Genomic DNA, 25,672 nt, shown 5'->3' on the forward strand with positions numbered 1-25,672 from the left:
TGGGCTGTTTGGAAGTTCCGTAAAGGACGTTCGAACATTTCCGGATAAAGTCGATGCCACAACCGCAGAAGGAAACAGCATGAGCGAGGCAGGCAACCGCACCGGTCCAGAATCAGAAGCCGAGAACTCGATTTTCGAACCGCTTCTCCGGGTCAAGGGCGTTGTGATCGCCAGCATTGTTCTTGCGGTCTGCGTGTTGGCCCTCGATCTTCCATTCTGGTTTCGCGCAGGTCTTCTGGCTGTTGTCGTTCTTGGCGCTGTGTGGCTTGCAAGTGAAGTTGCGAGCAGTGAGCCAGATGAAGCACCGGTGAAGAACATAGCGCCCACCGAAATGGCGGGAGTGTCGGGCGAGCGTCTGGGAGACCTTCTGGCTGATCCGATGATCGTCTTCGATCATAGCGGCACAGTTTTATTCATAAATTCTGCGGCTATCGACGCATTCCAGTCACTGGAAATTGGCACAGCGCTTTATCTGCGGTTTCGTGCGCCGGAAATGCACGCGCTCATTCAAGGCGTTATTGCAGACGGCGAGGCGCGAAGCATTGAGTATTTCGAACGCGTCCCTATTGATCGCTGGTTCAAGGCCATGGTCAAGGCTTTGCCGGGTAAGGATGGAAGACCTGAACTTTTTGTTCTGCTGTTTCGCGACCAAAGCGAGACGCGTCGCATTGATCGCATGCGTTCGGACTTCATTGCGAATGCGAGCCATGAATTGCGGACGCCTCTCGCGTCGCTTCGCGGATTCATTGAAACGTTACAAGGACCAGCCCGAAACGATGAGGCTGCGCGAGATCGTTTCCTGGACATAATGCAGAAACAGGCTGAGCGCATGTCGCGCCTGATCGATGATCTTTTGTCTCTGTCACGACTTGAAATGCGAGCGCATTTGACGGTCAATGAATGCGTTGACATGACTGCCGTTCTCAATCACGTCGCTGATACACTGACGCCGTTGGCAGCGGGCCTCGATATTAGTATCGGGCGCAACCTGCCCGATCATCCTGTTATGGTCACCGGTGCGCGTGATGAGCTTATTCAGGTCTTCCAAAACCTCGTCGAGAATGCCTGCAAATACGGACAGGCAGGCAAACGTGTTATCGTCAAACTCGATGAGGACGATAGTGGCAGCGCGCCGGAAGTCGTTGCGTCGGTTCAGGATTTCGGTCCGGGCATCGCAGCTGAGCATTTGCCGCGTTTGACAGAACGCTTTTACCGGATCAATGTGGAAACAAGCCGGGCCCAAAAGGGCACAGGTCTTGGTCTTGCCATCGTTAAGCATATTCTTGCGCGCCATCGCGGCCGTCTGGTTGTTCGTTCACAGTTGGGTGAAGGGTCGACGTTTACGGTGCGTCTGCCAATGCGCGCGACGTAGTTTTTATCGAAGTCTGCGCAATAACTGCCATTTCAGCGGGCGCAACCTGTGGTAAACCGCGGTGGCGCGTACCCATTCCAGGGATCGGCCGAGAAATCGCGACATGCGCCCCCGAAGAGTGGTCACGCGAATATAGTCCCGCAAAGGGACAGTCTGGTCGCGCAGCCCCTGCTTCCATGGTTCGTCTCCATAGCCCATATCGAAACATCGGTAGCCGTCTGCTTTAAGCATATGCAGCAGACGCAAAATTATTACTTTGCCCGGTGAAAATTTGCTCCACTTGCCGTCTTCAAAAGTGGTAATCATTGCACAGTAATGGCCATTGCGAACGACGCTCCACATAGTGGCCAATATTGTTTCTCCAATTGTGAGTGCTGAAAGATGCAAAGCATCATACCGGGCAAGCTGCTCGGTGGCTTCCTCGAAAAAACGTTGTTTTTCAGGATGGGCATCGAAACCTGGGACCATAGTTTCTTCGAAACGCCGTTGTTTCTGACGTAACATGGTCTCGAGCACAGACTGCCGTTCGGCTTTGGTTCGCGTCACATAAAAATGAAATCCGTCCAGTTTTTGAAGTGTCCTGTCACGCTTTTTGAGGTTTTTTATGCCTTGTATAGATTGCTCGATCTCCTCCATTGGGCGTGTCAGGGAAATCGCGTGTGTTGATGCTTCTGATGGCAGGTTTGTTAGCTGCCACAAAGGATTGGCAACGCCTTCGATGTACTCCGGCATTTTGCAGAATGCGATCACATCGTGAGAAGGGACCGTCGCGACAACAGATTCGAGAATACGTATCGCCGTGTCTTGAGACAGCTGCGCTGCAGCTGGAAACACGATGGGCCCGTTATAGTCGCTTACGCCTTCATCGATAAATGAAAGCACCCGGGAACCGTAGACACGGGTAATAGCGAGCGGCAGAAAAAGAAGTGGTACACCGTCGTGCTGGCGAACCTCGGTCAAGCATAATTGCACACCGGATTTTTGCCCGTAACTTGCTTCCCATGCCTTTAGGAAGGACCTGGCCTGAAACACAAAAAATGCGCTGCCGGTTTTGTCATCAGCATCCGGCCAGTCGGTGGATAACTGTTCAGTGTTCTTATGAACGCGAATATCAAAATCAGAGGCCAGCATAAAGTTCTTTCAGAGCCTGCTAAACTTAGGAAATCTCAATTATGTGAGTACGCCGAATTTCATTTGATAGATAAAGTGTTTAGTAGATTTGAAACTAAAGAACACTATGAAATGCTGGCTTGACTGCCTCCAGCCATTAGATTGCTATGCACATGCTTTCTCGCAAATAGGGTAACGATGTCAGTTTCGATTATCATCAAAACTTTGAATGAGGAAGAGCGCATCGCCGAGGCTGTGGAGAGCGCGTTGAAAGCTCTGCCTGGCGGAAAAGTGGAAGTGATCGTGGCCGATAGTGGTTCCACGGATCGCACAACGGAGATTGCACGATCCTATCCAATCAGGGTTGTACAGATCGTGCCGCCGGCACAGCCCAGCTGTGGTCTGGGTCCGCAGCTGGGCTTTCAGTATTCGACACAGCCCTATATCTGCCTGATTGACGGCGACATGATACTCGAGCCTGATTTCCTGCCGGAGGCACTCGATTACTTCGACAAGCATCCTGATGTGGGCGGCGTGACAGGCCATGTGGTGGACCAGATTTTGGAAAGTCTGGAGTTCCAGCGCCGTGCGAAACGACACTCACCCGAAGCACGCACAGGTGACATTGATCGCATGAATGGCGGCGGGCTTTACAGACGCAGCGCGATCGAGCAAGCAGGATATTTCTCGGATCGTAATCTTCATGGCCATGAAGAGTTTGATGCGGGGGTTCGCCTGCGTACCAATGGCTGGAAGCTATATCGTTTGGATCGTCCTTTCGTACAGCATTTTGGCTATACGATGACTGCATACAAGCTCCTGGTTCGACGATGGAGAAGCAAATATCTGCGTGGGACTGGTGAAGTGTTGCGCGCCGCGATCGGGCGCCCACATCAGAAAAACTTGTTCCGTGAACTGCCGGAACTACGGCTTTGGGGTGCGGTTTATCTTTGGTGGCTGGCGATTATCGCCTCTCTTATTCTCGTGCCGGGATGGCCGCTGGCAATTCTGGTAGCAGCCGTAATTGTGGCGGTTCCGTTTGTGGTAATGTCTGTTCGGTCACGTAGTATCGAATTGGGTGTCTATGCAGTGGTCGCATGGATATTTCATGCGGCTGCACTTCCGCTCGGCTTTTTTCAGCCGCGTCGCAAACCAACCGACTGGATCGAAAGCAAGGTTCTAAGAGAGCCGTGATGAAAATCTTGCGACTGGCCGCATCTGCTTTTCTTGTAGGCCTCGCAATACGGGACCATATTCTGACCGGGCTAAGCACACGCTGCTTGTTCTTGTCTATCGTGATGAGATCATCCCAGAGATATGCGCGATCTAAGCCCCCAACTGCTTGAAAGCGCCTTTTTTCTCTTCCGCATCACGACTCCGGCGAACGAGGTAGATAACGCAGCTCCACGATGCCAGCACGATACTGATTTCAATTACGTAAATGGCCGCGAAAGTTCCGGTGATTGGTGCATACCAGGTAGCCAATGCCAGAAATGGTGCGCCCAGAATATTGCCAGTGTTCAAGACCGCAGTGCGGTAGCTGTGCTGGCTCGCCGCGCCCAGAAGATCGACTGCTATCGACCACAAGGCAACAAACACCGTGATCCAGCAAAGTGTGCGGCAGAAGGAAACCAGCGTGTCGTATTCACTGCCGAACAGATATGGCAGGTAAGGCGCAATAATAAATACAGTCAGCGATGTGAATATGCCGATTGCAAATGCGGCGCCGAGCAGGCGCATCGTGATTGGCAGAGCATGATGTATGCCGTTTGCGCTTGCACGAGCCAGATGGGGGTAGACTAGACGGTTCATCGCTTCGATTGTCAATGTGCTGCTGTCGATGATGCGGCGGGTGACACCGTAACTGCCGACAACGCTTGGCGGCATCAATGTGCCGAGTAGCAGAAGATCGGCATTCTGGCGCACTGCCTTGAAGATGAACTGCGATGCAAACATGAGGCCGAGCCGCAGTTCGTCGCGCACGATCATGTATTGTGGCTGACCGAGCCTGCGCAAGAACAAGGCGTAAACAACAGCAACTAATATATGAACCCCAAACTGCCAATAGGCCCATCCGACAACCGTCGAGACCCCGAATACAAGGCAGGCGATTACCGCGCCAATAGTGCGGGCAATGGCAAACCCGACGACTGAGAGATTGGCGGATACAAAATCGGTATGTGCTATATAAATCTGTTCGACCAGCAGAATGAGACGCACCAGCACAATATTCGTGACAAGCAACAGGAAAAGTCCGGCTGGATTTTCTGTAAACTCTGGAGAACTGCTCAGCCAGATTGGTAATATCACCATCCCGGCGGCGACGAGGATGACGCCAGTTATTGCGATGAGAATGAGATTGTGGCCAAGCATTGCCGGGTAGATCGCTCGATCCTGTGCCACGCGACGTACAAGGCATTCAGCTCCCCCAAGACCACAGATGAAGGTAGCAATGCTGCAAACTGCCATCACCGTTACGAACAGACCGAATTCGTGAGAGCCGAGATATCGCGCCAGAATAGCAAATGTAAAAAGCTGTGCGATGTTTGCTGCGAAAAGGCTGCCGCTAGAAGCTGCGTAGGACAGTAATGTCGACCAATGGCGTTTCAAGTTTCCATACCGAATTTTCGAGCCGCTCTAGCCCAGCGTACTTCTGGGAGAATAAAAGACGCTTGGAATTTCAAGAGAAGCTTATGGCAGAGAACCGGATTATTTTCCGTAAAGTTTCTGATGGTGAGATAAATGCCTCCCTTTCTCTTAATCCCGAAAAACATGGGATGCCAAGCATGTCGCCTGAAATTTATGAGAAACTACAGGATTAATGACGGTCATTTGCATTTTAGTGACACTTTTGCAGATGATTGCTTTTCATTAACCGAATTTTTTAATCTTTAAGCCTAAGAAAAACAGTGGCGCGATGTTCACGCTACTCAGGGAACTTTAGGAACGACTAATGTACACTTTGCGCGACCTCGCCTTGAAAGCACGGGTAACGGAGATGGACAGTGAAAATCTGGCTTCTGTCGATGACCGTCTACGCGCAGTCAGGCACGAAACGCATGTTGTTCGTGAGACACAAAAGGTTTCTGAAACGGTTGCTCCCGCAAAGAAGGGGCTGATGCTGCCTGAACTCGATCTGTTTGAAGCATTGGCCTGGATGCGTGCGCGGTGGGTTTTGATTGCGGCATTTGCAATAATAGGAGGCATGGCCGGGTTCGCTTATGGCATGACGGCAAAGCCGCGATACACAGCCTATACGGACTTGCTGGTTCCACCTTCGGGGCTTCAGTTGTTGCCCAACGACGTCTATGCCCAGAGTCTGCAGGCGGATAGTCAGATTCTCGATATCGAAAGCAAGATGCGTATCCTGACATCCGGCAACGTACTCCGGCGGGTCGTAACGGATTTGAAACTGAACGAGGATGAGGAGTTTGTTCCTCCGCCACCGGTTTTTGATCTTCGCGCTATGTTGGGTCTCAGCAAACCGGCGGGTCCAAAAGATGATACCCTGACGGCGGTTCGCGCACTTTCGCAACGGATCAATGTCGCACGGCCTGAACGATCCTATCTGATTACGATTGCCGTCTGGACGGATAATCCGGAGAAATCCGTGAAAGTTGCCGATTCGCTGGCGAATGCCTTTCAGGAAGAAGTTGCACAGGCAGATGCAGATGGTGCAGGGCGCGCTGCTGCCGCTCTATCCGAACGCCTGACCTCCTTACAGAAAGCAGCAACCGAAGCGGAAGAGAAAGTTGCAACGTTTCGCAGGGCACATGGTTTGCAGACCGCGGGTGGCGAACTCGTCAGCACCCAGTCGATGACGCAGATCAACTCCAAGCTGGTGGATGCCAAAGCCCGAGTTGCCGATGCGAGCACGCGCTATCAGGAGCTGACAAGAGATACGGGCAGTGCAGTCAGTCCGGCAAGCACTTTGCAGTCACCCACAATGACAAACTTGCGTGGACAATATGCGTCGCTGAAACAGCGCTACGATGCTCTTGCCATGACCTATGGGCCGCGTTATCCGGAACTTATAAATACGGAACGTCAGCTTGCGGGGCTGGAACAGCAGATGGTGCAGGAACGGGCGCGTATCCTGCAATCGGCCAAGGTTGACCTTGATCAGGCACATGCCGTTGTAGCCGCGCTTAATGCACAGGCAGCTTCCGCACGGTCTGCCGTCGCGCTTGACAATGATGCGCAAGTTCAGCTTTCGGACCTCGAACGTGACATGGCCGTGAAAGTATCGATCTATAATACGTTCCTGACCCGTTCTTCGGAAACGAGCCAGCGCCAGCAGCTCGATGCAACCAATATTCGGATCATTTCGACCGCCGTTCCTCCGATCGGTCGCAGCTGGCCACCTAAAACCGTGGTGTTGGGAGCTGGGGGCGGCATTGCCGGGATTGGGCTTGGTGTAGTTCTCGCGCTCGGTTTGGGCTATCTTGGCGCGTGGCGCCGAAACCGTGAGAATATGGCCTGAATATCGGTTCATTGGCGTGAAGGGATACAGTCGGAGGCCTTGTCAGCCGTCGGGCTGTTCGTCTTCTCTGCATGTTCCTATTCATCTGGATAGGCGCCAATCCCTATACAGATATTAGTGCCGCCGCCGGCGCGATTTATCAGAGTACTGACGTCATTGAACCCGTATTGGCTGGCACAGGGCGCGGCACCATGTGCACAGGAACACCACCGCCTTCAATGCGCCTAGTTCTGTCTTGGATATGATGATCAATGCTGGTGTTATCGGTTTAATTCTGACACTTATCTGGATAACGGCCTCTCCGCTTCGATATATTAGGAAATCAGAAAGCACAGACAACGATCTTATATTAACGCTCCTTTATATTCGCTTTTGTCTTTACGGATTATACATGTCTTGTATGAGAAATACGTTCTTTCAGAATGGTGGGCATAATGGTTGTTGTCTTCGGGTTGCGCTTGCAGGCAAAGGAAAAACTTGTCTGAAATAGCTTTTGGGGGAGCTGGGGCAATGGTGGAAATGTATAGTCTCGACAGGGCGCGCAGTCGCCTGGAATGGTATGCTATTCGGCTGAATGATATTATCAGTAGCCGGTTTCCATTACGTCCATTCTGCCTGCCGAAGAACGAGCGGATCATCACTTTCACATTCGATGATGTGCCCGATACGGCGGAAAGCACGGGGGCGGCGATTCTCGACAAGTACAGAGCGCATGGCACTTTTTATATTGCAGGAAATCTGGTCGGCACGAAAGAAGCCAAAAGGAACCTGATCACGCAGGAAGGGTGCCGGAAGCTGGTCGAGCGTGGACACGAACTGGGCTGTCATACCTATAATCATCTCAAGGTCCCTTATGTGGGCGCCCGGAACATTGTGGCCGATCTGGAGCGCAACACCGCTTATCTCGACGCATTCGAGCCTGATCGTGTCGAACCGCGTAATTTCGCTTATCCCTATTGCGCATCTTCCATGATGTCGCGTCGACTTTTTGCGGATCGTTTCGCAACATGTCGCGGTGGCGGCAACCGCATTAATCGCGGCATGATCGATCTGGCCTTTTTACAGGCAGTGGAAATCAGGCAGCCTGATGGTGAGGCGGCACGTCAGACCCGCTGGATCGACGATTTGAATGCCGATCCCGGCTGGCTCGTCTTCTATACGCATGATGTCAGCGATACGCCGACCGAATTCGGGTGCAAGCCTGAAACCTTTGAGCGCCTCGTATCTCACGCGGTAAAAAGCGGGGCGACTGTTCTTTCTGTGCGCGAGGCCTTGGCGCGCCTTGGTGTACAACGAGGTGCTGCTTGACGGATGGAAATGATAAGGAACATCGCCTGCTGGCGATCAACAATTACTTTTATCGGCGCGGCGGCGCCGAAACAGTTTTTCTCGACCATATAAAACTGTTTTCTGAGATCGGCTGGAAAACGGCTCCTTTCGCCATGCAGCATCCTGATAATTTTGCATCCGACTGGTCGTCTTATTTCGTTTCGGAAATTGAGTATGGCCGGGAAAGCAGTCCGCTCACCAAAGTCGTGCAGGCGGGCAAGATCATCTATTCATGGGAAGCACGCGACCGTATAAAAGCATTGATCGAGCACTTTCGCCCGAATGTGGCGCATGCGCACAATATCTATCATCATTTATCGCCGTCGATTTTTCCAGTTTTGAAGCAAGCCGGTGTGCCGACGGTTATGACAGCACACGACCTGAAACTGGCCTGTCCGGCCTATAAGATGTTGTCGCACAATAAGATCTGCGAACGCTGCAAGGGTGGGCGCATCTACAACGTGGCGCTTCACAAATGCATCAAGAATTCCGCGGCGCTGAGCGGGCTGGTTTTCGTCGAAACAGCAATTCATCGCATGCTTGGCCTTTACCGCAATACGCTTGACCGTATCGTCGTGCCGAGCCGCTTCTATATAGCGAAGCTAGCTGAATGGGGCTGGCCGGAAGAGAAGCTGGTCTACATTCCAAATTTCGCCCATACGGACGATCTGAAGCCCTATTCGGATGAGGGGAATTATTTCACCTATGTCGGAAGATTGGCACCGGAAAAGGGGATCGGTACCCTCATTCGCGCAGCGGCCATTGCAGGCCAGAAACTGGTCATTGCAGGCACTGGGCCTGAGGAGCAATCATTGAAGGCACTCGCGACTGAGACGGGAGGCGACGTTACATTTGCAGGCTATGTTTCGGGTGAGCGGCTGCATCGGCTCATCGGCGAAGCAAAGGCGCTCGTTTTGCCGTCTGAATGGTATGAAAATGCCCCGATCAGCATTCTGGAAGCCTATGCGCTTGGCGTGCCGGTAATCGGTGCTGACATTGGCGGAATTCCGGAAATGATTATCGAAGGCGAAACCGGAACGGTTTCGCGTACGGGCGATGTCGATGATCTCGCCCGCGTTCTTGGCGATTTTGCGAGATTATCTCCGCAAGCCAGGCGTAAGATGGGAAATGTAGGGCGGATTTGGGCCGGTAGCGAATTTTCGCCGCAGGCATATAGAACTCGGACGTTGGAACTTTATGCCGAGTTGGGGGCGTTGTGATGGGCCGAGACGATAAACGACGTCGCGTCATGATGCTTGGCCTGCGCGGTGTTCCAAATGTGCAGGGCGGGGTGGAAAAGCATGTCGAGGAACTGGCTCGACTTTACGTGACGAAAGGATGGGACGTCGAGGTTATCGGGCGTCGTCCTTATCTGGAAAAGAAGCAGCCTTACGTCTGGGAAGGGGTGCGGGTAACGCCGATCCGGGCGCCGACCTCTATGAAATTCGAGGCGATTGTCCATACGGTATTGGGCGTGCTGCGGGCAGGTTTCAAACGCCCAGACGTCCTGCATATTCATGCAATTGGTCCGGCTCTCGCCGTTCCGCTGGCGCGACTGCTGGGATTGCGCACCATCGTGACGCATCATGGTTTTGACTATAATCGTCAGAAGTGGGGACGACTTGCGCGCACCATGCTCAAGCTTGGTGAATGGTGCGGGATGCGCTTCGCAAATGCGCGTATCGCAGTGTCCAACGACATCGCGCAAACCATGCAACGGCATTATCATGTGCCGATCACCTTCATTCCAAACGGCGTCACGCTCCGTCCTGCCTGCCAGGACAAGACATGGCTGGAAAAACACGGTCTGACGCCTGACCGCTACATTGCCCTGGTAGCTCGTATTGTCCCGGAAAAACGCCAGCTTGATCTCATCGAGGCCTTCGCGAAGCTTTCCGATCCTTCTCTTAAGCTGGCTCTGATCGGTTCGGCGGAATATACGGCGGAATATGCCGGAACGGTTCGCGCAAGAGCTGAAGCTGTGCCGGGTGTCGTTCTGACCGGTGCACTTCAGGGGGAGGAACTGTCGGCTTTGTTCAGTCAGGCCTCACTTTTCGTCCTGCCATCCAGCCATGAAGGCATGCCGATCGCGCTTCTGGAGGCGATGGGGTATGGCTTAAATGTGCTCGCGAGCGATATCACCGCCAATGTTGAAGTGGGGCTTGCAAAGGAGAGTTATTTTCCGCTTGGCGATGTCGATGCATTGAAGGATGCGCTGCGGCAGAAGATCGATCAACCGCTGACTAACGAGGAGTCGCAGGAAATGATTGACTGGATTGCGCGAGATTATAGCTGGAGCGGGATCGCCGACCGCACGCTGAAGGTCTATGAGGAAGGGAGTAGGGGAGGAAGGGAGTAGGGGCAGAAGCGCCTGTTCCAAAAGTCTCCGTGCATCTCGCACACTGCCACTTTTCGGCTTGTGTCCTGAGAAAGTGCGGGAATAGAAAAAGGGATTGCCGACGATATCGTCAGACCTATTCCCTTATTCCCTTACTCACCTATTCCCTTATATCAGCGCGCCCGGCGGCGTTCCGCAGTCGGCTGAAAGGCCATGCGCGAGTGATACTTGCAATAAGGGCTGGATTCACCTGATTCATGTCCGCAGAAATGGAAATCTTCGTTCAGCGGATCGCCGATCGGCCATTTGCAGGTGCGCTCGCTCAGTTGCAACAGCGAAAGACGACGCGAAATCGGCACCACCACATCAGACGCGGGCTTCACCACGGTTTCCGCAACGACGTCTACGGCGTAGTCCATCTGTAGGGCAGTGGCGCCAACCGTCTTGGTGACCGTAGCCGTGCGCATCGTCGTCGTATGCACGCCGGCTGAATGTTGTGTTGCAGGACGCGGTGCTGCAGCAACCGTGTTGACTTTCTTGCTGCGCGGAGCAGCGGTCGTGGTTTTGCCACGGCCCGAAAGCTTCAAACGGTGCACTTTGCCGATCACTGCATTACGGCTCACGCCGCCAAGCTGCGCTGCGATCTGGCTTGCGCTCAAGCCTTCGCTCCACAGCTTCTTCAGTAGTTCGACACGTTCGTCTGTCCAGTTCATCGCCCTGGGCTCCAATCATTTTCGTTATCCGGAATCCACCAGTGTTCTCGGATCGCTCCAAGCGCAAACACCATATCTATCCGGGTGACTAGGTCCGCCGCACGAAATGTAGCTTTAATCTCTAAAAAGAAACTACAATATCCAACGACTCCATGACAAGGGATAGCCTTGTCAGGCAGATTCCATTTTTATGGTTTTCCCCAACTTGGGTGCTAAAGACGGTTTTTCTTTGATCCGCACCGAAATTTTGCACGCAATTGCTTTTGAACTGAAAACCCGGATTGTTTCAGGATGGAACATCGCGAACTTGCAGAGCGGACCTGCCGACTGGCAGCCTCCACCGGGGAATGGCTTTTCTCTATATAGTATGGATGCGCGCGTAAAGTCACCTTCGACAGCCGAATGTTGCAAGAATGCGAAAATGCATGAACTCATGCTGAAAGATGGCCTTCAAACCTTATTTGCTTTGATTGACATTTTTTCCATGAACGCCAATATACGCGCGAGATAAATATGCCGCCCTGGGGGCGGTTTTTTATTTCTGCCGGAGGCTCAGGCGAGGAGCACGAAGTTATCCGGGCCATTCCTCTCACGTTTCATTGTTTTTCGTGGCAGTTGGGAATGGAATATCGGGCGATTTTCGAATGGTGGGAAACGGTTCGAGCGTCCGGGGACTGTTAATGGGAAGCACAGCTTTGCCGCGGGGCAGGCTGCTAAAAAGGGCTTTGGAGGCCTGACGTTATGACCGACGCTACGACCGTGCAACCGCTTTACGACACCTATAATCGTGCGGCTCTGCGCTTCGAGCGAGGTGAGGGCATCTGGCTTATTACCGAAGACGGTGACCGCTATCTCGATTTTGCAGCCGGTATTGCTGTGAATTCGCTTGGTCATTCGCATCCGCATCTGGTGGAGACATTGAAGGCCCAGGCCGAAAAGCTGTGGCATCTGTCGAATGTCTATGAAATTCCGGCTCAGGAAAAACTCGGGCAGCGCCTTGTCGACAACACCTTCGCGGACAAGGTCTTTTTCACCAACTCCGGCGCAGAGGCGCTTGAATGCGCGTTCAAGACTGCGCGCCGCTATCACTATGTAAGCGGTCACCCGGAACGTTTCCGCATCGTGACCTTTGAAGGTGCTTTCCATGGCCGCACACTGGCCACGATCGCCGCTGGTGGTCAAGCTAAGTATCTCGAAGGTTTTGGCCCGAAGGTCGATGGTTTTGATCAGGTTCCGTTCGGCGATGAAGCAGCATTACGTGCCGCCATTACCGGCGAGACCGCAGCGATCCTGCTTGAGCCTGTACAGGGCGAAGGTGGTCTGCGCGGCTTCCCTGAAGAATTCATGCGGATGTTGCGTCAGATCTGCGACGAAGAGGGCCTTTTGCTGATCCTCGACGAGGTGCAGACCGGCGTTGGCCGCACGGGCAAGCTTTTTGCCCATGAATGGGCCGGTATCAAGCCGGACATCATGGCTGTTGCCAAGGGCATCGGCGGCGGTTTCCCGATGGGGGCCTGCCTTGCGACTGCCGAAGCTGCCAAGGGCATGACGGCGGGCGTTCACGGCACGACCTATGGCGGCAATCCGCTTGCCATGGCGGTCGGCAATGCGGTGCTTGATGTTGTTCTGGCAGATGGCTTCCTCGAAAATGTTCAGGCAACCGCTCTGGTCATGAAACAGGGACTTGCCTCCATTGTCGATCGCTTCCCGAACATCGTTTCCGAAATCCGTGGTCGCGGCCTTCTTATCGGCATCAAATGCGTGGTGCCGAACACCAGCCTTATTCAGGCTCTTCGTGACGAGCATTTCCTGAGCGTCGGTGCTGGTGATAATGTCGTTCGTCTGCTTCCGCCGCTGGTTACGACGCCGGAAGAAGCGCGCGAAGCGCTGAAGCGCATCGAAGCAGCGGTCGAACGGATCGCAACTGCAAATCCGATCAGCAAGACGGCGTGATATCATGGCTAGCGATAACGGGATCAAACACTTTATCGACCTTTCTGCCGTTCCTGCGTCGGAGCTTCGCGCAATCATGGAAGATGCCAAGGCACGCAAGGCGCGTCTCAAGGCGGGAGAAATGGAACGACCTTTCGCAGGCAAGGTGCTTGCGATGATTTTTGAAAAGCCATCCACGCGCACACGCGTGTCGTTCGATGTGGGTATGCGTCAACTCGGCGGCGAGACAATCATGCTGACCGGTTCGGAAATGCAGCTCGGACGCAGCGAAACCATTGCCGATACGGCGAAGGTTCTGTCGCGCTATGTCGATGCGATCATGATCCGCACCACATCGCATGAACGCATGCTGGAGCTTGCCGAATATGCGACCGTTCCGGTTATCAATGCGCTGACGGACGATACGCACCCTTGTCAAATCATGGCTGACGTTCTTACATATGAAGAACATCGCGGCCCGATCAAAGGCAAGACCTTTGCCTGGATGGGGGACGGCAACAACGTCCTCCATTCACTAGTCGAGGCTGCGGCGCGTTTTGATTTCAACGTCAATATCGCAACGCCGGAAGGCAGTGAACCCAAGTCGCAATATGTCGATTGGGCGAAAGCCAATGGCGCGGGCATCATGTCCACCATCGATCCGGAAAAGGCGGCAAGCGGTGCGGATTGCATCGTGACCGATACGTGGGTTTCGATGGGGCAGGAAGATCATGCTCGCGGCCACAATGTTTTCATGCCCTATCAGGTCAATGCGCGACTGATGGCGAAAGCTGATCCAAAGGCGCTTTTCATGCACTGCCTGCCTGCCCATCGCGGCGAGGAAGTGACGGATGAAGTGATCGATGGGCCGCAATCGGTCGTATTCGATGAAGCGGAAAACAGGCTCCATGCCCAGAAAGCCATTCTGGCCTGGTGCCTGCAAGGAGCATAATTTGGCTGATAAGACCAGCACCGAGCATACCGAAGTCGAGAACATTCAGGTCAATCTGGGCGATTTCGACTTTGCAGGCGATGACGCCGTTGTGCCCTTTCAGGTGGAAGGGCTCGACGTGCGTGGTCGCGCGGTTCAGCTTGGCACGAGTATCGACGGCATTCTGAAGCGCCATAACTACCCGGAAGAAGTGGCCCGCCTGCTGGCGGAAGCAACGGTGTTGACCGTATTGCTTGGCACTTCACTCAAATTTGAAGGCAAGTTCATCTTCCAGACGCAATCCGACGGTCCTGTCGACATGCTGGTCGTCGATTTTCGCACGCCGCGCTCGGTACGTGCTTATGCACGTTTCGATGAAGAACGGTTGAAGGACGCGATTGCCGCCCACAAGACGAAGCCCGAGGAACTCCTTGGACGGGGTACACTTGCTTTTACCGTGGATCAGGGCGCTTACACCCAGCGCTATCAGGGCATTGTTGCGCTCGATGGCTCGACGCTGGAAGAAATCGCAACGACCTACTTCCGTCAGTCGGAACAGATACCGACCGATCTGAAACTGAGTGTCGCCAGGCTTGTCGAACGCGGTGCCGATGGAAAGCCTGTTGAACAATGGCGCGCTGGCGGACTGATTATTCAGTTCCTCCCGGAATCTGAACTACGTGCACGGATCCCCGATCTCCCCGGCGGCGACGGGGATGAAGACGAAGTTGTATTTCATCCGGAAGACGACGCATGGGACGAGGCCCGTTCGCTGGTTGGCACGATAGAGAGCTCAGAGCTGACAGATCCGCAAGTTGGCTCGGAACGGCTGCTTTACCGTCTGTTCCATGAACGTGGCGTACGCGTGTTCGACTCCGTGCCGGTGTTGGACGAGTGCTCGTGTTCGCGTGAAAAAATCTCTGGCGTACTTTCCGGTTTTACAGCCGAGGAAATCCAGGACAGCGTGGAAAACGGAAAGATTTCCGTTACCTGTGAATTCTGTTCGAAACGTTATGAGTTTGATCCTGCGGAGTTCGGTAGCTAACCCAAAGAAAAATTTGGTAGGAATTTATCCCCATGCTGGGGCAGGCTGTTAATCTTCACGGGTTAATTGTGGAGATACGATATGCCTGATATTTGGTTACCAGTTACCCAGCAGAATCTCGAGATCGGGGCCGGCAGCCCACTCGATTTCTCAACGTTCCTATTGAATCCGCCGATCACGGAGGAGCGACGGCTCATCGTCAATCCGGATGGTCACATCGCATTGCAGAGCAACCCGTCTGTTCCATATAGGCTGCTCTGCGGCACCATCGGCAATATTCCTGACAATGCGACAGCGGATAAGATGGCCGTCCAGTTGCGGCGCCATGGATATAACTGCGCGCGATTTCATTTTCTCGATATTGCGTTGATGGAGGGGCAGCTTCAGGATTTCGAATACCGGCAGGATATTCTTGATCGGTTCCGCTACTACATGGCCGCGTTGAAGCAGAACGGCATCTACTGGATCGTGGATGGCCTTACATCCAATGGCGGTGCGTTGGGCGGCGTAATGGACCGCTGGGGAACGGAAGGCAGGCTGAAGCTGAAGACGCATGTTGAAAATGCGGCTTTCGGCCACTGGCTGCGCTTTCAAGTCGATATATTCGGTACAGTCAATCCTTACACTGGGCTTGTGCCTTTCGAAGACCCGGCAATGGCGGTTGTCGTGCCATTTAATGAAAATGGATTGTCGTTCAACTCGTGGGTTTACGCCAACGGTGATCTGCAGGGATTGGCCGAATTGCACGAGCCTTTCAATGAGTGGCTTCGTGAACGCTACAGTACGACGGCTGGTCTGGCCAACGCATGGGGTAGCGAACTGGCACAGAACGAGAATCTGGAAAACGGCACTATCGCATTGCCCGAGGATCGCTATGTTAGCACGGCGCGGCTGCGAGATTTTGCCCGCTTTCTGGTGGACGTCGAAACACGAACCGCGGAGAGGATGGGGGACTGTGTTCGGGCTATGGGTTTCACTGGCGTTGTGGCACCGCACAACAACTGGACAGGCATCCAGCCTGCCCTGACGCGCCGCAATCAGACGGCAGTTGCGATGAACACCTATCACGATTGGATCGGTGATATGTCGCCCGGCGGGCAGATCCAGCAGGATAGTTCGCTCGCCAATGCGGTGGAGTATTTCCGTCTTGCGGCCTCGGCACGGCATTTCGGCAAGCCGTTTGTCATGACAGAATACGACCACTTATTCTGGAATAAATTTCGATATGAGGCTGGCTTGGCGATGCCATCTTATGCCGCGTTTCAAGGATGGGATGTGCTTTGCCGCCATAGCAATGGAGCACTGGTCCTTGGCTATGGTGGCAGCGATTTTAATGAACAGTATATCCGCCCCTACAGAACGGCACTTGATCCCATTGCTCGTGCTGGCGAAACTCTGGCGGCACTGCTGTTCCGGCGTGGAGATGTCGCAAAGGCGGCTCATCAGATTGTGGCGCAAATACAAGATGTCAGCAATCTTGTTGGGTTGGACACACAGGAACCGGACGCCGTTACCATCATGTCGTTGATGACAAATTTCGCACAAGGAGACGCCACACTTGCACCTGGGGCGGTATCGGTCGGCTCTCCCCGCCAGATAAATTCCCGGGCAGCTGCGGTCACGTTGCTGCGTAACAGTGGCGTGCTGGCGGCTGATAATCCTAGCGATGCGGCGTCAGGCATTTATGCCAGCGATACTGGAGAGGTCACGCTCGACATGGCGGCGAAACAGATGAGGGTTGTTACGCCGCACACGGAGGCCATAGCGTTTGCATCAGTTACCCAGCCCATTTCACTTGGTCAGATGACTGTTTGGAATGCTTCCGGTGCAAGCCTGTTCGCGGTCTCGTCGCTTGATGGGCAAACAGTGGCGCAAAGCAGCAAGCTTTTAATTATCATGGCCACGAATGCTCGTAATACCGGCATGACTTTTTCCGATACGGAGCAGAAGATCGTTTCCAATTATGGGACGCTGCCTGTCGAGATCAAAGTCGAGTGGGTGCAATTCTCATTGCCAACCGATCGCCCATGGAGAATTTCTCCTATCAATCTTGACGGGGTTGTGCAGCCGCAAGTCGTGTCGGGAGACGGTACTTCTCCAATAGGTGCGGAGCTGTGGAGCAATGTTTCCTCCTTGCCCGTGCCCCCTGGGCCAACAACCTATTTCCTGCTCGAACGTCTGTAACCGTTGAAAACGAGCGCCGGTTTTGGCGCTCTCTCTTTATACGCCATACTCGTCAGCCAATGGAAAATGCCATCCATGTGGGTCTGTGACCGAACCACCTTCGCTCGATTTCTTGGCCCAAAGCTGCTGGACTGTCACATTCCCACTGCGGATTATTGCCATGTATTTTACCTGGAAATATGCTAGCTCTGCCGCCTAGGGATTGTGGCAATGGGGTGGTGAATTGTCGGGGCTTGGCATACAGAATGAAAAATTCAACTCCATACAGATTTTACGTGGCCTGGCAGCTCTCCTGGTCGTGATCGATCATACTTTGCAGCATACGCTTGCCGATCCTCCGCGCATTCTCGGCGTTTTCGGTGCGTTTGGCGTGTCGATATTCTTCGTTATCAGCGGCTTTATTATTGCCTATATTCATTCCGGCGGTTTCACGCCGAGTAACTTCATGCGACGGCGTATCATGCGGGTGGTGCCGCTTTACTGGATCTGCACGCTATTCCTAGCTGTCTGCGCCATTGTTCTGCCGAGCCTTTTCAAGACAACCGTGTTTACGCCGGAATATCTGCTAAAGTCGTTGGCCTTCCTGCCTATGGCGGTTCCCGGTATTCCCGATGACTGGCGGCCTTTACTCAAGCCGGGTTGGTCGCTCAATTACGAAATCTTCTTCTATGTTCTCTTCTCGTTGTTCTGGTGGTGCCGCAACGGATTACAGCGCACCGTCTTGATGAGCGGCGTACTTGGGAGCCTCATTTTAGGTGCGTTCTTCGTTCCGCGTCACGGAAGCGTCTCAGCTTTTTATTTCAATTTCAACCTGATGCCGTTCTTAGCGGGAATGTGGATCGCCGAGCTGCAAAGAAGGGGTGTCTGGGCCCGGTTTTCCATCCATAGCCTGCCGGTGCTGGTATTTGCGATGCTTTTGGGCATTGCCACTCTGTTCACCGTCGATTTCACTCAGGGGCCGCTTTTCATCGAATTCCTAGTCTACCTGATCACGTCCGTTCTGTTGGTGACGACAGTGCTCTGTGTCGAACGCTGGTTGCGCGATCTTTCACCCCGGAATTTGTTACTGCTGGTCGGTGACAGCTCCTATTCGTTGTACCTGACGCATATGTTTGTCGTCGGCGCGGGTTGGGCCGTCTTCAATCGTCTCGGTTTGACCGAAAAGGCATTCCCATTGGCTGCGACGGCGATTGTCATCGGCAGTCTCGTCGCGGCGAGGATTTCTTATCTCGTGATTGAAAAACCGTTTACCCGCCTGGGTTCCAAGGCGACGCTACGGAAAAAGATCGATGTACAGCCTAGTTGAAGGAAAGCTGAGCCGGTCTTGAGTCCGGCTTCTCTTGGAAATTTGATCGATGTTGCGTTGGGCCGTATCGACGGCTTAGCTTATGACCCGAATGGGTCGGCCATTTTTCGCAAGGATTTCTGACTGCTGCTTTTTCTGTACGGTGCAGGCGTGTAGCCGCATACCTATAACCGCTGTAAGCAAACTGAACCAGACCGGTCCGCGCGCGACGAAGAACGGGGTTTCCAGATTTGCGTAGAACATTATAAATAACCAGATTTGAAGGTACATGAGCGCCAGGCTAAGGGAGTTGCCTGATTGTTGCGCACGGTGGAAGTCGAGTAGGGGGCGGACTCCAATCCACCAGATCAGCAAAGCCAAGCCGATGGAACCCGTCGTAATCGCTATGTTGAGATAAGCGTTGTGGGCATGACCTGCGCGGGCAGCCCATGTTTCTATGTCGTATCCGCCATTCACTAGCCGTGAGGTGCCCCAGAAGGCATCGTAGCCATAGCCCGCCAACGGATGGTCCGCAAGTTGCCGGAGGACGAATTTCCATATTTCGGTACGCCCCGTGAAGGTCGGGTCGGAAGTGAAGCTTTCGGCGAAGCTTTTGGCTGAAGGGAAAAGGACAATTCCCAACGTCAGATAGGCCATGATCAGAAGAGGGACGTAAACCATCAGCGCTTTCACGACGAGGCTTCGCGTTTGCACAAGACAATATGCGAGGACAAAGGCCAGCACGACTAGGCCGATAGAGGTCTTGCTATTTGTTTTGTAAAGAAAAAAAAGCGCGGATATCGTAATGAGTGCCCCGCTGAGCCGAGCTTTGGCCCTCCAAAGATACATGCCGTAGCAGCTTAGCACCACCATAGCCGGTCCGGCGAGATTCTTGTGGGCAAAATGTCCGCGCCACGACCCGGCATTTGTCAATTCCAACACCTCCGCCAGATTGTGAATTGACACGGCCGGCAAGAAGATGACGCCAAAATAGGCTAGTCCGAGCACGAATAGCGATAGCGGTTTGACAAGGCGAATGAAATGGTTCTCGTTCTCCGGCAAAAGAAGCCAGGCGAAAGCAGTAATGATAACCGTGACACTGAAAACATAGCGGCGAAACGAGAGATCGGGATGTGTGGAAAGAATGACTGTAATGAATTGCCATCCCAGCAATAAGACCAAAGACGGCGGCAGTGCCTTGCCGACCAGACTGCGGTTTTGCCAGAGAACTCCGAGGCAGAGAGTGGTGATAAGTAGTGAAAGCACCTGTTGCATCGGATTTCCCGCTTCCTGAGCGAGAAGAACATCCGGATCGCGCAAATCAATAAAAGGATCGAGCGTGATCCAGTATAGGCAAAAGATCGCAATGAACAGAATGCTACTGTTAGTCCTGCTCATTACGCTGTCCGCCGGGGAATAAGTTGAGGAAATCCTCAATTCAATGTACGTTGCAGGTCCGGCATGTCAAGCGAGAAGGCGGGAATCTCCACTTCGAACAGGCTGCCGCTGTTGCCCTGCATCTGATAACGACCCACCATGACGCCTGATGTGGTGGTCAACGGACAGCCCGATGAATATTGAAATGAATCGCCTGGCTCAAGTGTTGGCTGTTCCCCGACCACGCCCGGCCCGCGCACTTCTTCGACATAACCATTCGCGTCGGTAATCTGCCAGTAGCGCGAGCGAAGTTGCACTGTTTCTGCGGAATTATTGGCAATCGTGATGCGGTAGCCCCAGACATAACGGTTTTCGTCGGGCTCGGATTGGTCTTCCAGATAGAAAGGTTCGACCGAAACTTCGATCCCCCGCGTTACCGCTCTGTACATGCGCACCCGCCCTACATTCGCATCGGCCCTGGCACCCTGCAATATGACGAAGCCGTATCGCAATGATGCTTGTCTACTCAACGGTTCGTCGGTTCTGGTTTACGGACGCCGTTATTCACTCACCTATCGCTAAAGTTGCGGGGGAGGTCAACAATTCGGAGCGGAAAATGCGCGGCAATTGCCGGAATGTTCCGGCAATTGCATCGTTTGTTTCTCTGTCTGCAGCCTACAATATTGAAATGGAGGCGTTCAGCGAGCGATCTTCAGGGCTGCTTCCACGTCTTCCACGAGGTCGTCGGTATCTTCAAGACCGAGCGAGATTCGCAGCAACCCGTCGGAAATGCCCAGCTCTGCCTTAGCTTCGTCGGCAAGGTTCTTGTGTGTCGTGGTTGCCGGGTGAGTAATAAGGCTTTTTGCATCACCCAGATTGTTGGAGATGCTGAAGACCTGCAAGGCATTCTGGAACTTGAACGCAGCCTCCTTACCACCTTCCAGTTCGAGAGCAATAAGGGTCGAGCCACCCGTCATCTGCTTGGCGATGATGTCGGCCTGCGGATGGTCTGCCCGTCCCGGATAGATCACGCGCTTGACGCCCGGCTTACCAGCCAGAAAATTGGCAACCGCAGTCGCCGATAACGTCTGCTGGCGAACGCGGACGGCCAATGTTTCGAGGCCCTTCAACATGATCCACGCATTGAACGGGCTAAGCCCCGGACCTGTGTGACGGAAATAATCCTGCAGAGTGTTTTCAATCCATTCACGGTCGGAAAGGACCACACCGCCAAGGCAGCGTCCCTGGCCGTCAATGTGCTTTGTCGCAGAATAAACAACGATATGTGCACCGAGCTCTAGGGGCTTCTGGAAAAGCGGCGTTGCGAAAACATTATCGACGATCAGCTTGGCGCCTGCCTCATTGGCAATCTGCGCGACTGCTGCAATATCGATGATTTCGAGCGTTGGATTGGACGGGCTTTCAAGGAACATGACCTTGGTGTTCGGGCGAACGGCCGCTTTCCAGTTTTCAATATCGGAACCGTCAATGATCGAGATTTCGACGCCATATTTCGGCAAGATCGTTTCAACGATGTAGCGACAGGAGCCGAAGACAGCACGAGCGGAAATTACGTGATCGCCCGCCTGCACCTGGCACAGAATGGCGGCGGCCACTGCCGCCATGCCGGATGCGGTGGCGCGCGCCTCTTCGGCGCCTTCCAGCGTGCATATGCGCTTTTCAAACATGTCGGTGGTCGGGTTGGCATAACGCGAATAGATGAAACCCGGATCTTCGCCCTTGAAGCGCGCTTCCGCAGCTTCAGCGTTTGGATAAAGGAAGCCCTGCGTCAGAAACATTGCTTCCGACATTTCGGCAAATCCGGAGCGAAGCGATCCGGCATGCACGAGTTCGGTCGCGGGGCGAAACTTGCGGGTATTGTCAGTCGTCATTTTTCCAACCTGTCGAAAAGCTGGTCGGCCGGGGCAGGAAGAAAAGCCTCGGCGGCCAATAAAAAACCGGCCTTGCGAACACGCAAAAGGCCGGTAACGAACCGCGGCCTTTTTTAGCGAATTCTTTAACGTGGCTGCAAGCCGGCCGGCCAAATCACCACGGAACAGTTTTTCATTATGCCTGTTGAATGGAGCCGTCAATGCCGAAACCGCTCCATCTTAGGAAAAGTACGTCCCGCATGGCCCGATAATGCTCCGAAACCTGCGGAAAACTCGGTTTCATGCTGCTCCAAGGCTTGGCATTGTCGCCGCGACCGGTCAATTGTCTTTGACAAGCAATGTGCTACAGCATCGGCCTAAAAATCGGAATCGATTTTTGGAAACACGATGCGTAGATTCAATACGTTAGAGCGCCCCTTGTGCGCCCAAATGGGCGCACGGCGCTCTAGGCTATGGAGTTTCGGGTTGATGATGCAGAAAGATGCTGGAATTCTGGCGGATGCGGATATTTCCGCGCTGTTTGAAAACGGTTTGCTGGCGTCTCCACGCCCCCTCGACCCCGACCAGATACAGCCGGCGAGCCTTGATCTGAGGCTCGGTGCAAAAGCTTATCGTGTTCGCGCCTCCTTCATGCCGGGTCCCGGCACACCAGTCATCGATAAGTTGGAACGTTTGAAGCTGCACGAGATCGACCTGACCGCTGGTGCTGTTCTTGAAACTGGCTGTGTTTACATTGTTCCGCTTCTCGAAGGTTTGGCGCTATCGCCAGACCTTTCGGCATCGGCAAATCCGAAAAGTTCAACGGGCCGCCTCGACATCTTCACCCGCGTCATTGCTGACGGGGCACAGGAATTCGACAAGGTGCCTGCCGGATATAATGGTCCGCTCTATCTGGAAGTCAGCCCGCGCACATTTCCGATTGTCGTGCGTACGGGGTCGCGCTTGTCGCAGATACGCTTCCGCAAGGGGCGGGCTCAGCTGGGCGAGGCTGAACTTGCTGCATTGCATAAGACCGAAACGCTGGTCGCAGCGGAAATGCCGAACATCTCCGGCGGTGGCATTGCGTTGTCGGTTGATCTTTCAGGTGGTCCTGACCGGCTGATTGGCTATCGCGGCAAGCACCATACGGCTGTGGTGGATGTGGACAAGCGTGCGGCGCACGACATCCTTGATTTCTGGGAGCCGATCTATGATCGGGGTTCGCGCGAACTCGTGCTTGACCCGGATGAATTCTATATTCTCGTTTCGCGCGAGGCGGTGCATGTCCCGCCGCTCTATGCGGCGGAAATGACGCCCTTCGATCCGCTGGTCGGTGAATTCCGCGTTCATTATGCTGGTTTCTTCGATCCGGGCTTCGGGCATAGTGCTGCAGGCGGAACCGGCAGTCGCGCTGTTCTGGAAGTCCGCAGCCACGAAGTTCCGTTCATTCTGGAGCATGGGCAGATTGTCGGGCGTCTGGTTTACGAACATATGTTGCACCGCCCTTCGGCGCTCTATGGTGTCGATCTCGGCTCCAATTATCAGGCACAGCAGTTGAAGCTTTCCAAGCATTTTCGTTGACTATATTAGCCTCCTCCGAGCAGATATAATTGGGGGTGGAGGAGAACGCTCGACGTGATGAATGGAACTGAACGGGACCAGGACAAGAAGTTTCAAGCTGCAAGCGATGACCCGCAACGCAGGCTGTCGGTCGGTATTGTTGCGTTGCCGGGCTTCACGTTGAGCGCACTCAGCCTTTTTCTTGATCCTTTTCGCCTTGCTGCTGATGATCGCGACAAGAGCCGTCAGATACGTTGTGCGTGGAAAATTTGCACGCTGTCGGGCGATCCCGTCACGTCAAGTTCCGGCATGGTGATCGAGCCAACCGCTCCCATGGGAGAACTCGACGATTGCGATTATGTGGCCATTGTCGGTGGGCTGCTTGCACAGTATCGGCCAAGGCAACAAACGCTGATTGATCTTATCAAACGTGCAGACCGACGCGGCAAGACCGTGGTTGGTCTCTGCACTGCCGCCTTTCTGTTGGCAGAAGCGGATCTATTGCCGGATCGCAATTGTTGTGTGAGCTGGTTTCATCGCGACGATTTTCTGGAGCTTTTCGACGGTTATACAGCCGATACGACCAGTCTGTTTCATCGTAGCGGAAGACATTACACTTGCGCCGGCGGACTTGGTGCTGCGTCGCTGGCGCTTTCAATTATCCAGAACGAGATTTCTGAGGAACTGGCGCGCAAGAGCGCATCCATCCTCATGATCCCTTACGAGCTTGTGCGGTCTGAACAACCGGCCCTGAGCTTCAACGGCGTGCGCTCACCGATGATCCGCAAGGCGATCCGTATATTCGAGGAAACGCTGGAAGACCCGGTGCCGATGATCGATGTCGCGCGTCGATTGGGAATCTCCGTTCGTCAGATGGAGCGTGGCTTCAGGCTTGCCCTTGAACGAACGGCATTCGAGGTTCGTGAAGAGCTTCGGGTCAAGAAAGCCAAGGAACTTTTGTCCGAAACAGGCCTGTCACTACTGGAAGTGGCTGTTGCAAGCGGCTTCACCGATACGCGGAGCATGAACCGCTCGTTCTCACGGCAAAAGCAGAAAGCGCCCCGCGAATACCGCAAGCAGCGATGAGCGGGTGCAGAACTTGCGAAGGCTGCACGGACAGCCTATTTCTTGCGCGATGAGTCTGTCGCTCTGACCAATAACCACACAGGAGATTTGCATGTCGGATGGTGTGAACCGTTTTCTTGGCGATACGCCCGCCCGTGTCCTGATCAAGCTGGTGTTGATTTCGCTGGTCGTTGGTGTGGTTATGAGTGCATTTCACTGGACGCCCTACGATATTTTCTACGGTATTCGTGACTTCTTCCTGCGGCTTTGGAATATGGGCTTTTCGGCGATCGCAGGCTTTGTCGATTATTTCATCCTTGGTGCGGCAGTCGTTATTCCTGCCTTTATTTTGCTCCGTATCCTCAGCTACCGGAAATGAACTCGAGCGGTTTCTATTTTAACGGAATCGCCGGAACCGCTCTAACGGTTTGTTTCATCGCATTTTCCTTACGCAAAACCGGTTTACACTTTTGCTGGAAATGCTCTTGGTTCGGTAATTGGATAGTACAGACAGGCAATGCAGCAAAAACAAGGATTTACACTCAACCGGCGCGGATTTCTGGTTCTGGTCGGTGGAGCGTTGGCGGTGTCGGCAGTGCCATTGAACATGGCGCGGGCTGCGGGCGACAATGACCCAACCCTCATTTTCAACGCTATTCGCAAGGCGAACGGTCTGCCTTTGATGGCGACGGATTCCAAGCTTGAGCAGGCCGCGCTGTATCAGGCCAGACGTATGGCGAGTTATGGCAAGATCGGTCACAGCATTGGTTGGGGTAATGGTTTCGTTGCGCGACTGCGTCAGGTGGGTATCCGTGGACCGGCAGCGGAAAATGTAGCATCGGGACAACGCAATACACAGGCTGTCTTCGACGCATGGATGAAATCTCCCGGCCATCGCAAGAACATGCTTGATCCAACATTTGAGCATTACGGCCTTGCCTGGGCTACGCCCGAAGACAAACCCACTTATATATATTGGGCCATGATGCTCGGACTGTAATAGTCCTTTTTTCTCCTGACAGTTCGCTGTCAGGAGTTGCGACAATCCGGTGGCCGAATTATCTGTCGTTTCGATTG

General features: G+C 53.7%; 23 protein-coding genes and 1 riboswitch. Of the genes, 17 read left to right on the top strand and 6 right to left on the bottom strand.

Annotated features, from left to right (window positions below; translation table 11 throughout):
* Nucleotides 1-79 precede the first annotated feature (79 nt).
* Complete coding sequence (locus JNC70_RS06380) at nt 80-1,372, top strand: ATP-binding protein (RefSeq protein ID WP_104756158.1); 1,293 nt, start codon at nt 80-82, stop codon at nt 1,370-1,372.
* 3 nt (nt 1,373-1,375) lie between these two features.
* Here JNC70_RS06380 and JNC70_RS06385 read toward each other — a convergent pair whose 3' ends face one another.
* The gene (locus JNC70_RS06385) at nt 1,376-2,503 is read right to left on the bottom strand and encodes a GNAT family N-acetyltransferase (protein WP_104756157.1); all 1,128 of its coding nucleotides are present in this window, start codon (nt 2,501-2,503) and stop codon (nt 1,376-1,378) included.
* A 177-nt stretch (nt 2,504-2,680) separates the two neighbouring features.
* On the opposite strand from JNC70_RS06385, the gene JNC70_RS06390 reads away from it, so the two are divergent.
* Complete coding sequence (locus JNC70_RS06390) at nt 2,681-3,676, top strand: glycosyltransferase family 2 protein (RefSeq protein WP_104756156.1); 996 nt, start codon at nt 2,681-2,683, stop codon at nt 3,674-3,676.
* A 132-nt stretch (nt 3,677-3,808) separates the two neighbouring features.
* Here JNC70_RS06390 and JNC70_RS06395 read toward each other — a convergent pair whose 3' ends face one another.
* Nucleotides 3,809-5,092, bottom strand: coding sequence for a lipopolysaccharide biosynthesis protein (locus JNC70_RS06395; RefSeq protein WP_104756155.1), 1,284 nt, complete (start codon nt 5,090-5,092; stop codon nt 3,809-3,811).
* Nucleotides 5,093-5,175: 83 nt separating this feature from the next.
* On the opposite strand from JNC70_RS06395, the gene JNC70_RS06400 reads away from it, so the two are divergent.
* The 5 genes from JNC70_RS06400 (at nt 5,176) to JNC70_RS06420 (ending at nt 10,653) form a co-directional block, all read left to right on the top strand.
* Nucleotides 5,176-5,304 (top strand): hypothetical protein, encoded by a 129-nt coding sequence (locus JNC70_RS06400; RefSeq protein WP_280952361.1) that lies wholly within the window; start codon nt 5,176-5,178, stop codon nt 5,302-5,304.
* Between the two features lie 131 nt (nt 5,305-5,435).
* Nucleotides 5,436-6,965 (top strand): GumC family protein, encoded by a 1,530-nt coding sequence (locus JNC70_RS06405; protein ID WP_104756154.1) that lies wholly within the window; start codon nt 5,436-5,438, stop codon nt 6,963-6,965.
* A 510-nt stretch (nt 6,966-7,475) separates the two neighbouring features.
* Entirely contained in the window at nt 7,476-8,273 is a 798-nt protein-coding gene (locus tag JNC70_RS06410) for a polysaccharide deacetylase family protein (RefSeq protein ID WP_104756153.1), read from the top strand.
* Entirely contained in the window at nt 8,270-9,514 is a 1,245-nt protein-coding gene (locus JNC70_RS06415; protein ID WP_104756152.1) for a glycosyltransferase family 4 protein, read from the top strand. Before JNC70_RS06410 ends, JNC70_RS06415 begins: the two co-directional genes overlap by 4 nt.
* Complete coding sequence (locus JNC70_RS06420) at nt 9,514-10,653, top strand: glycosyltransferase family 4 protein (RefSeq protein ID WP_104756151.1); 1,140 nt, start codon at nt 9,514-9,516, stop codon at nt 10,651-10,653. The genes JNC70_RS06415 and JNC70_RS06420 overlap by 1 nt, the downstream gene beginning before the upstream one ends.
* Nucleotides 10,654-10,805: 152 nt before the next feature.
* On the opposite strand, the gene JNC70_RS06425 is transcribed toward JNC70_RS06420, so the two are convergent.
* Nucleotides 10,806-11,345, bottom strand: a complete 540-nt coding sequence (locus tag JNC70_RS06425; protein ID WP_104756150.1) for a GcrA family cell cycle regulator — start codon at nt 11,343-11,345, stop codon at nt 10,806-10,808.
* A gap of 190 nt (nt 11,346-11,535) precedes the next feature.
* Between JNC70_RS06425 and JNC70_RS06430 the strand changes: the two genes are divergently transcribed.
* From JNC70_RS06430 to JNC70_RS06455, 6 genes are all read left to right on the top strand, one after another.
* Nucleotides 11,536-11,856 carry a hypothetical protein gene (locus JNC70_RS06430; RefSeq protein WP_104756149.1) on the top strand — a complete coding sequence of 107 codons (321 nt, stop codon included), beginning with the start codon at nt 11,536-11,538 and terminating at the stop codon, nt 11,854-11,856.
* A 230-nt stretch (nt 11,857-12,086) separates the two neighbouring features.
* A complete protein-coding gene (locus JNC70_RS06435) occupies nt 12,087-13,298 on the top strand; it encodes an aspartate aminotransferase family protein (RefSeq protein WP_104756148.1) in 1,212 nt (403 codons plus the stop codon).
* Nucleotides 13,299-13,302: 4 nt separating this feature from the next.
* Nucleotides 13,303-14,229, top strand: coding sequence for an ornithine carbamoyltransferase (gene argF, locus JNC70_RS06440; protein ID WP_104756147.1), 927 nt, complete (start codon nt 13,303-13,305; stop codon nt 14,227-14,229).
* A gap of 1 nt (nt 14,230) precedes the next feature.
* Nucleotides 14,231-15,253 (top strand): Hsp33 family molecular chaperone, encoded by a 1,023-nt coding sequence (locus JNC70_RS06445; RefSeq protein WP_104756146.1) that lies wholly within the window; start codon nt 14,231-14,233, stop codon nt 15,251-15,253.
* An 81-nt stretch (nt 15,254-15,334) separates the two neighbouring features.
* Nucleotides 15,335-17,437, top strand: a complete 2,103-nt coding sequence (locus tag JNC70_RS06450; RefSeq protein ID WP_104756145.1) for a glycoside hydrolase — start codon at nt 15,335-15,337, stop codon at nt 17,435-17,437.
* Nucleotides 17,438-17,660: 223 nt separating this feature from the next.
* Nucleotides 17,661-18,743, top strand: coding sequence for an acyltransferase family protein (locus tag JNC70_RS06455; protein WP_245414773.1), 1,083 nt, complete (start codon nt 17,661-17,663; stop codon nt 18,741-18,743).
* Nucleotides 18,744-18,818: 75 nt separating this feature from the next.
* On the opposite strand, the gene JNC70_RS06460 is transcribed toward JNC70_RS06455, so the two are convergent.
* The 3 genes from JNC70_RS06460 to JNC70_RS06470 all read right to left on the bottom strand — a co-directional run bounded on the left by JNC70_RS06460 (nt 18,819) and on the right by JNC70_RS06470 (nt 21,991).
* Nucleotides 18,819-20,120 (bottom strand): O-antigen ligase family protein, encoded by a 1,302-nt coding sequence (locus tag JNC70_RS06460; protein WP_104756144.1) that lies wholly within the window; start codon nt 20,118-20,120, stop codon nt 18,819-18,821.
* 35 nt (nt 20,121-20,155) lie between these two features.
* Nucleotides 20,156-20,548 carry a Co2+/Mg2+ efflux facilitator ApaG/CorD gene (gene apaG / locus JNC70_RS06465; RefSeq protein ID WP_104756143.1) on the bottom strand — a complete coding sequence of 131 codons (393 nt, stop codon included), beginning with the start codon at nt 20,546-20,548 and terminating at the stop codon, nt 20,156-20,158.
* A gap of 249 nt (nt 20,549-20,797) precedes the next feature.
* Nucleotides 20,798-21,991 carry an O-succinylhomoserine sulfhydrylase gene (locus JNC70_RS06470; RefSeq protein WP_104756142.1) on the bottom strand — a complete coding sequence of 398 codons (1,194 nt, stop codon included), beginning with the start codon at nt 21,989-21,991 and terminating at the stop codon, nt 20,798-20,800.
* Nucleotides 21,992-22,082: 91 nt separating this feature from the next.
* Nucleotides 22,083-22,162: riboswitch (SAM riboswitch) on the bottom strand.
* Between the two features lie 297 nt (nt 22,163-22,459).
* Here JNC70_RS06470 and JNC70_RS06475 point away from each other — a divergent pair.
* The 4 genes from JNC70_RS06475 to JNC70_RS06490 all read left to right on the top strand — a co-directional run bounded on the left by JNC70_RS06475 (nt 22,460) and on the right by JNC70_RS06490 (nt 25,595).
* A complete protein-coding gene (locus tag JNC70_RS06475; protein WP_104756141.1) occupies nt 22,460-23,551 on the top strand; it encodes a 2'-deoxycytidine 5'-triphosphate deaminase in 1,092 nt (363 codons plus the stop codon).
* Between the two features lie 57 nt (nt 23,552-23,608).
* Nucleotides 23,609-24,616: a GlxA family transcriptional regulator gene (locus tag JNC70_RS06480; RefSeq protein WP_104756140.1), complete on the top strand. Its 1,008-nt coding sequence runs from the start codon at nt 23,609-23,611 to the stop codon at nt 24,614-24,616.
* 91 nt (nt 24,617-24,707) lie between these two features.
* Nucleotides 24,708-24,974 (top strand): DUF6460 domain-containing protein, encoded by a 267-nt coding sequence (locus JNC70_RS06485; RefSeq protein ID WP_104756139.1) that lies wholly within the window; start codon nt 24,708-24,710, stop codon nt 24,972-24,974.
* A gap of 138 nt (nt 24,975-25,112) precedes the next feature.
* Nucleotides 25,113-25,595, top strand: a complete 483-nt coding sequence (locus JNC70_RS06490; RefSeq protein ID WP_104756138.1) for a CAP domain-containing protein — start codon at nt 25,113-25,115, stop codon at nt 25,593-25,595.
* The last annotated feature ends 77 nt before the right edge of the window (nt 25,596-25,672 follow it).

It is taken from the genome of Brucella oryzae, from assembly GCF_041929965.1.
GTDB classification, from domain to species: domain Bacteria; phylum Pseudomonadota; class Alphaproteobacteria; order Rhizobiales; family Rhizobiaceae; genus Brucella; species Brucella oryzae.

What these genes read in the sequence shown, in the direction of transcription:
- JNC70_RS06380 (WP_104756158.1), top strand. Translation starts at nt 80, where the DNA reads ATGAGCGAGGCAGGCAACCGCACCGGTCCAGAATCAGAAGCCGAGAAC.
- apaG (WP_104756143.1), bottom strand. Translation starts at nt 20,548, where the DNA reads ATGTACAGAGCGGTAACGCGGGGGATCGAAGTTTCGGTCGAACCTTTC.
- JNC70_RS06400 (WP_280952361.1), top strand. Translation starts at nt 5,176, where the DNA reads ATGGCAGAGAACCGGATTATTTTCCGTAAAGTTTCTGATGGTGAGATA.
- JNC70_RS06490 (WP_104756138.1), top strand. Translation starts at nt 25,113, where the DNA reads ATGCAGCAAAAACAAGGATTTACACTCAACCGGCGCGGATTTCTGGTT.
- argF (WP_104756147.1), top strand. Translation starts at nt 13,303, where the DNA reads ATGGCTAGCGATAACGGGATCAAACACTTTATCGACCTTTCTGCCGTT.
- JNC70_RS06480 (WP_104756140.1), top strand. Translation starts at nt 23,609, where the DNA reads ATGAATGGAACTGAACGGGACCAGGACAAGAAGTTTCAAGCTGCAAGC.
- JNC70_RS06470 (WP_104756142.1), bottom strand. Translation starts at nt 21,991, where the DNA reads ATGACGACTGACAATACCCGCAAGTTTCGCCCCGCGACCGAACTCGTG.
- JNC70_RS06410 (WP_104756153.1), top strand. Translation starts at nt 7,476, where the DNA reads ATGGTGGAAATGTATAGTCTCGACAGGGCGCGCAGTCGCCTGGAATGG.
- JNC70_RS06450 (WP_104756145.1), top strand. Translation starts at nt 15,335, where the DNA reads ATGCCTGATATTTGGTTACCAGTTACCCAGCAGAATCTCGAGATCGGG.
- JNC70_RS06435 (WP_104756148.1), top strand. Translation starts at nt 12,087, where the DNA reads ATGACCGACGCTACGACCGTGCAACCGCTTTACGACACCTATAATCGT.
- JNC70_RS06385 (WP_104756157.1), bottom strand. Translation starts at nt 2,503, where the DNA reads ATGCTGGCCTCTGATTTTGATATTCGCGTTCATAAGAACACTGAACAG.
- JNC70_RS06460 (WP_104756144.1), bottom strand. Translation starts at nt 20,120, where the DNA reads ATGAGCAGGACTAACAGTAGCATTCTGTTCATTGCGATCTTTTGCCTA.
- JNC70_RS06425 (WP_104756150.1), bottom strand. Translation starts at nt 11,345, where the DNA reads ATGAACTGGACAGACGAACGTGTCGAACTACTGAAGAAGCTGTGGAGC.
- JNC70_RS06390 (WP_104756156.1), top strand. Translation starts at nt 2,681, where the DNA reads ATGTCAGTTTCGATTATCATCAAAACTTTGAATGAGGAAGAGCGCATC.
- JNC70_RS06430 (WP_104756149.1), top strand. Translation starts at nt 11,536, where the DNA reads ATGGTTTTCCCCAACTTGGGTGCTAAAGACGGTTTTTCTTTGATCCGC.
- JNC70_RS06485 (WP_104756139.1), top strand. Translation starts at nt 24,708, where the DNA reads ATGTCGGATGGTGTGAACCGTTTTCTTGGCGATACGCCCGCCCGTGTC.
- JNC70_RS06405 (WP_104756154.1), top strand. Translation starts at nt 5,436, where the DNA reads ATGTACACTTTGCGCGACCTCGCCTTGAAAGCACGGGTAACGGAGATG.
- JNC70_RS06420 (WP_104756151.1), top strand. Translation starts at nt 9,514, where the DNA reads ATGGGCCGAGACGATAAACGACGTCGCGTCATGATGCTTGGCCTGCGC.
- JNC70_RS06475 (WP_104756141.1), top strand. Translation starts at nt 22,460, where the DNA reads ATGATGCAGAAAGATGCTGGAATTCTGGCGGATGCGGATATTTCCGCG.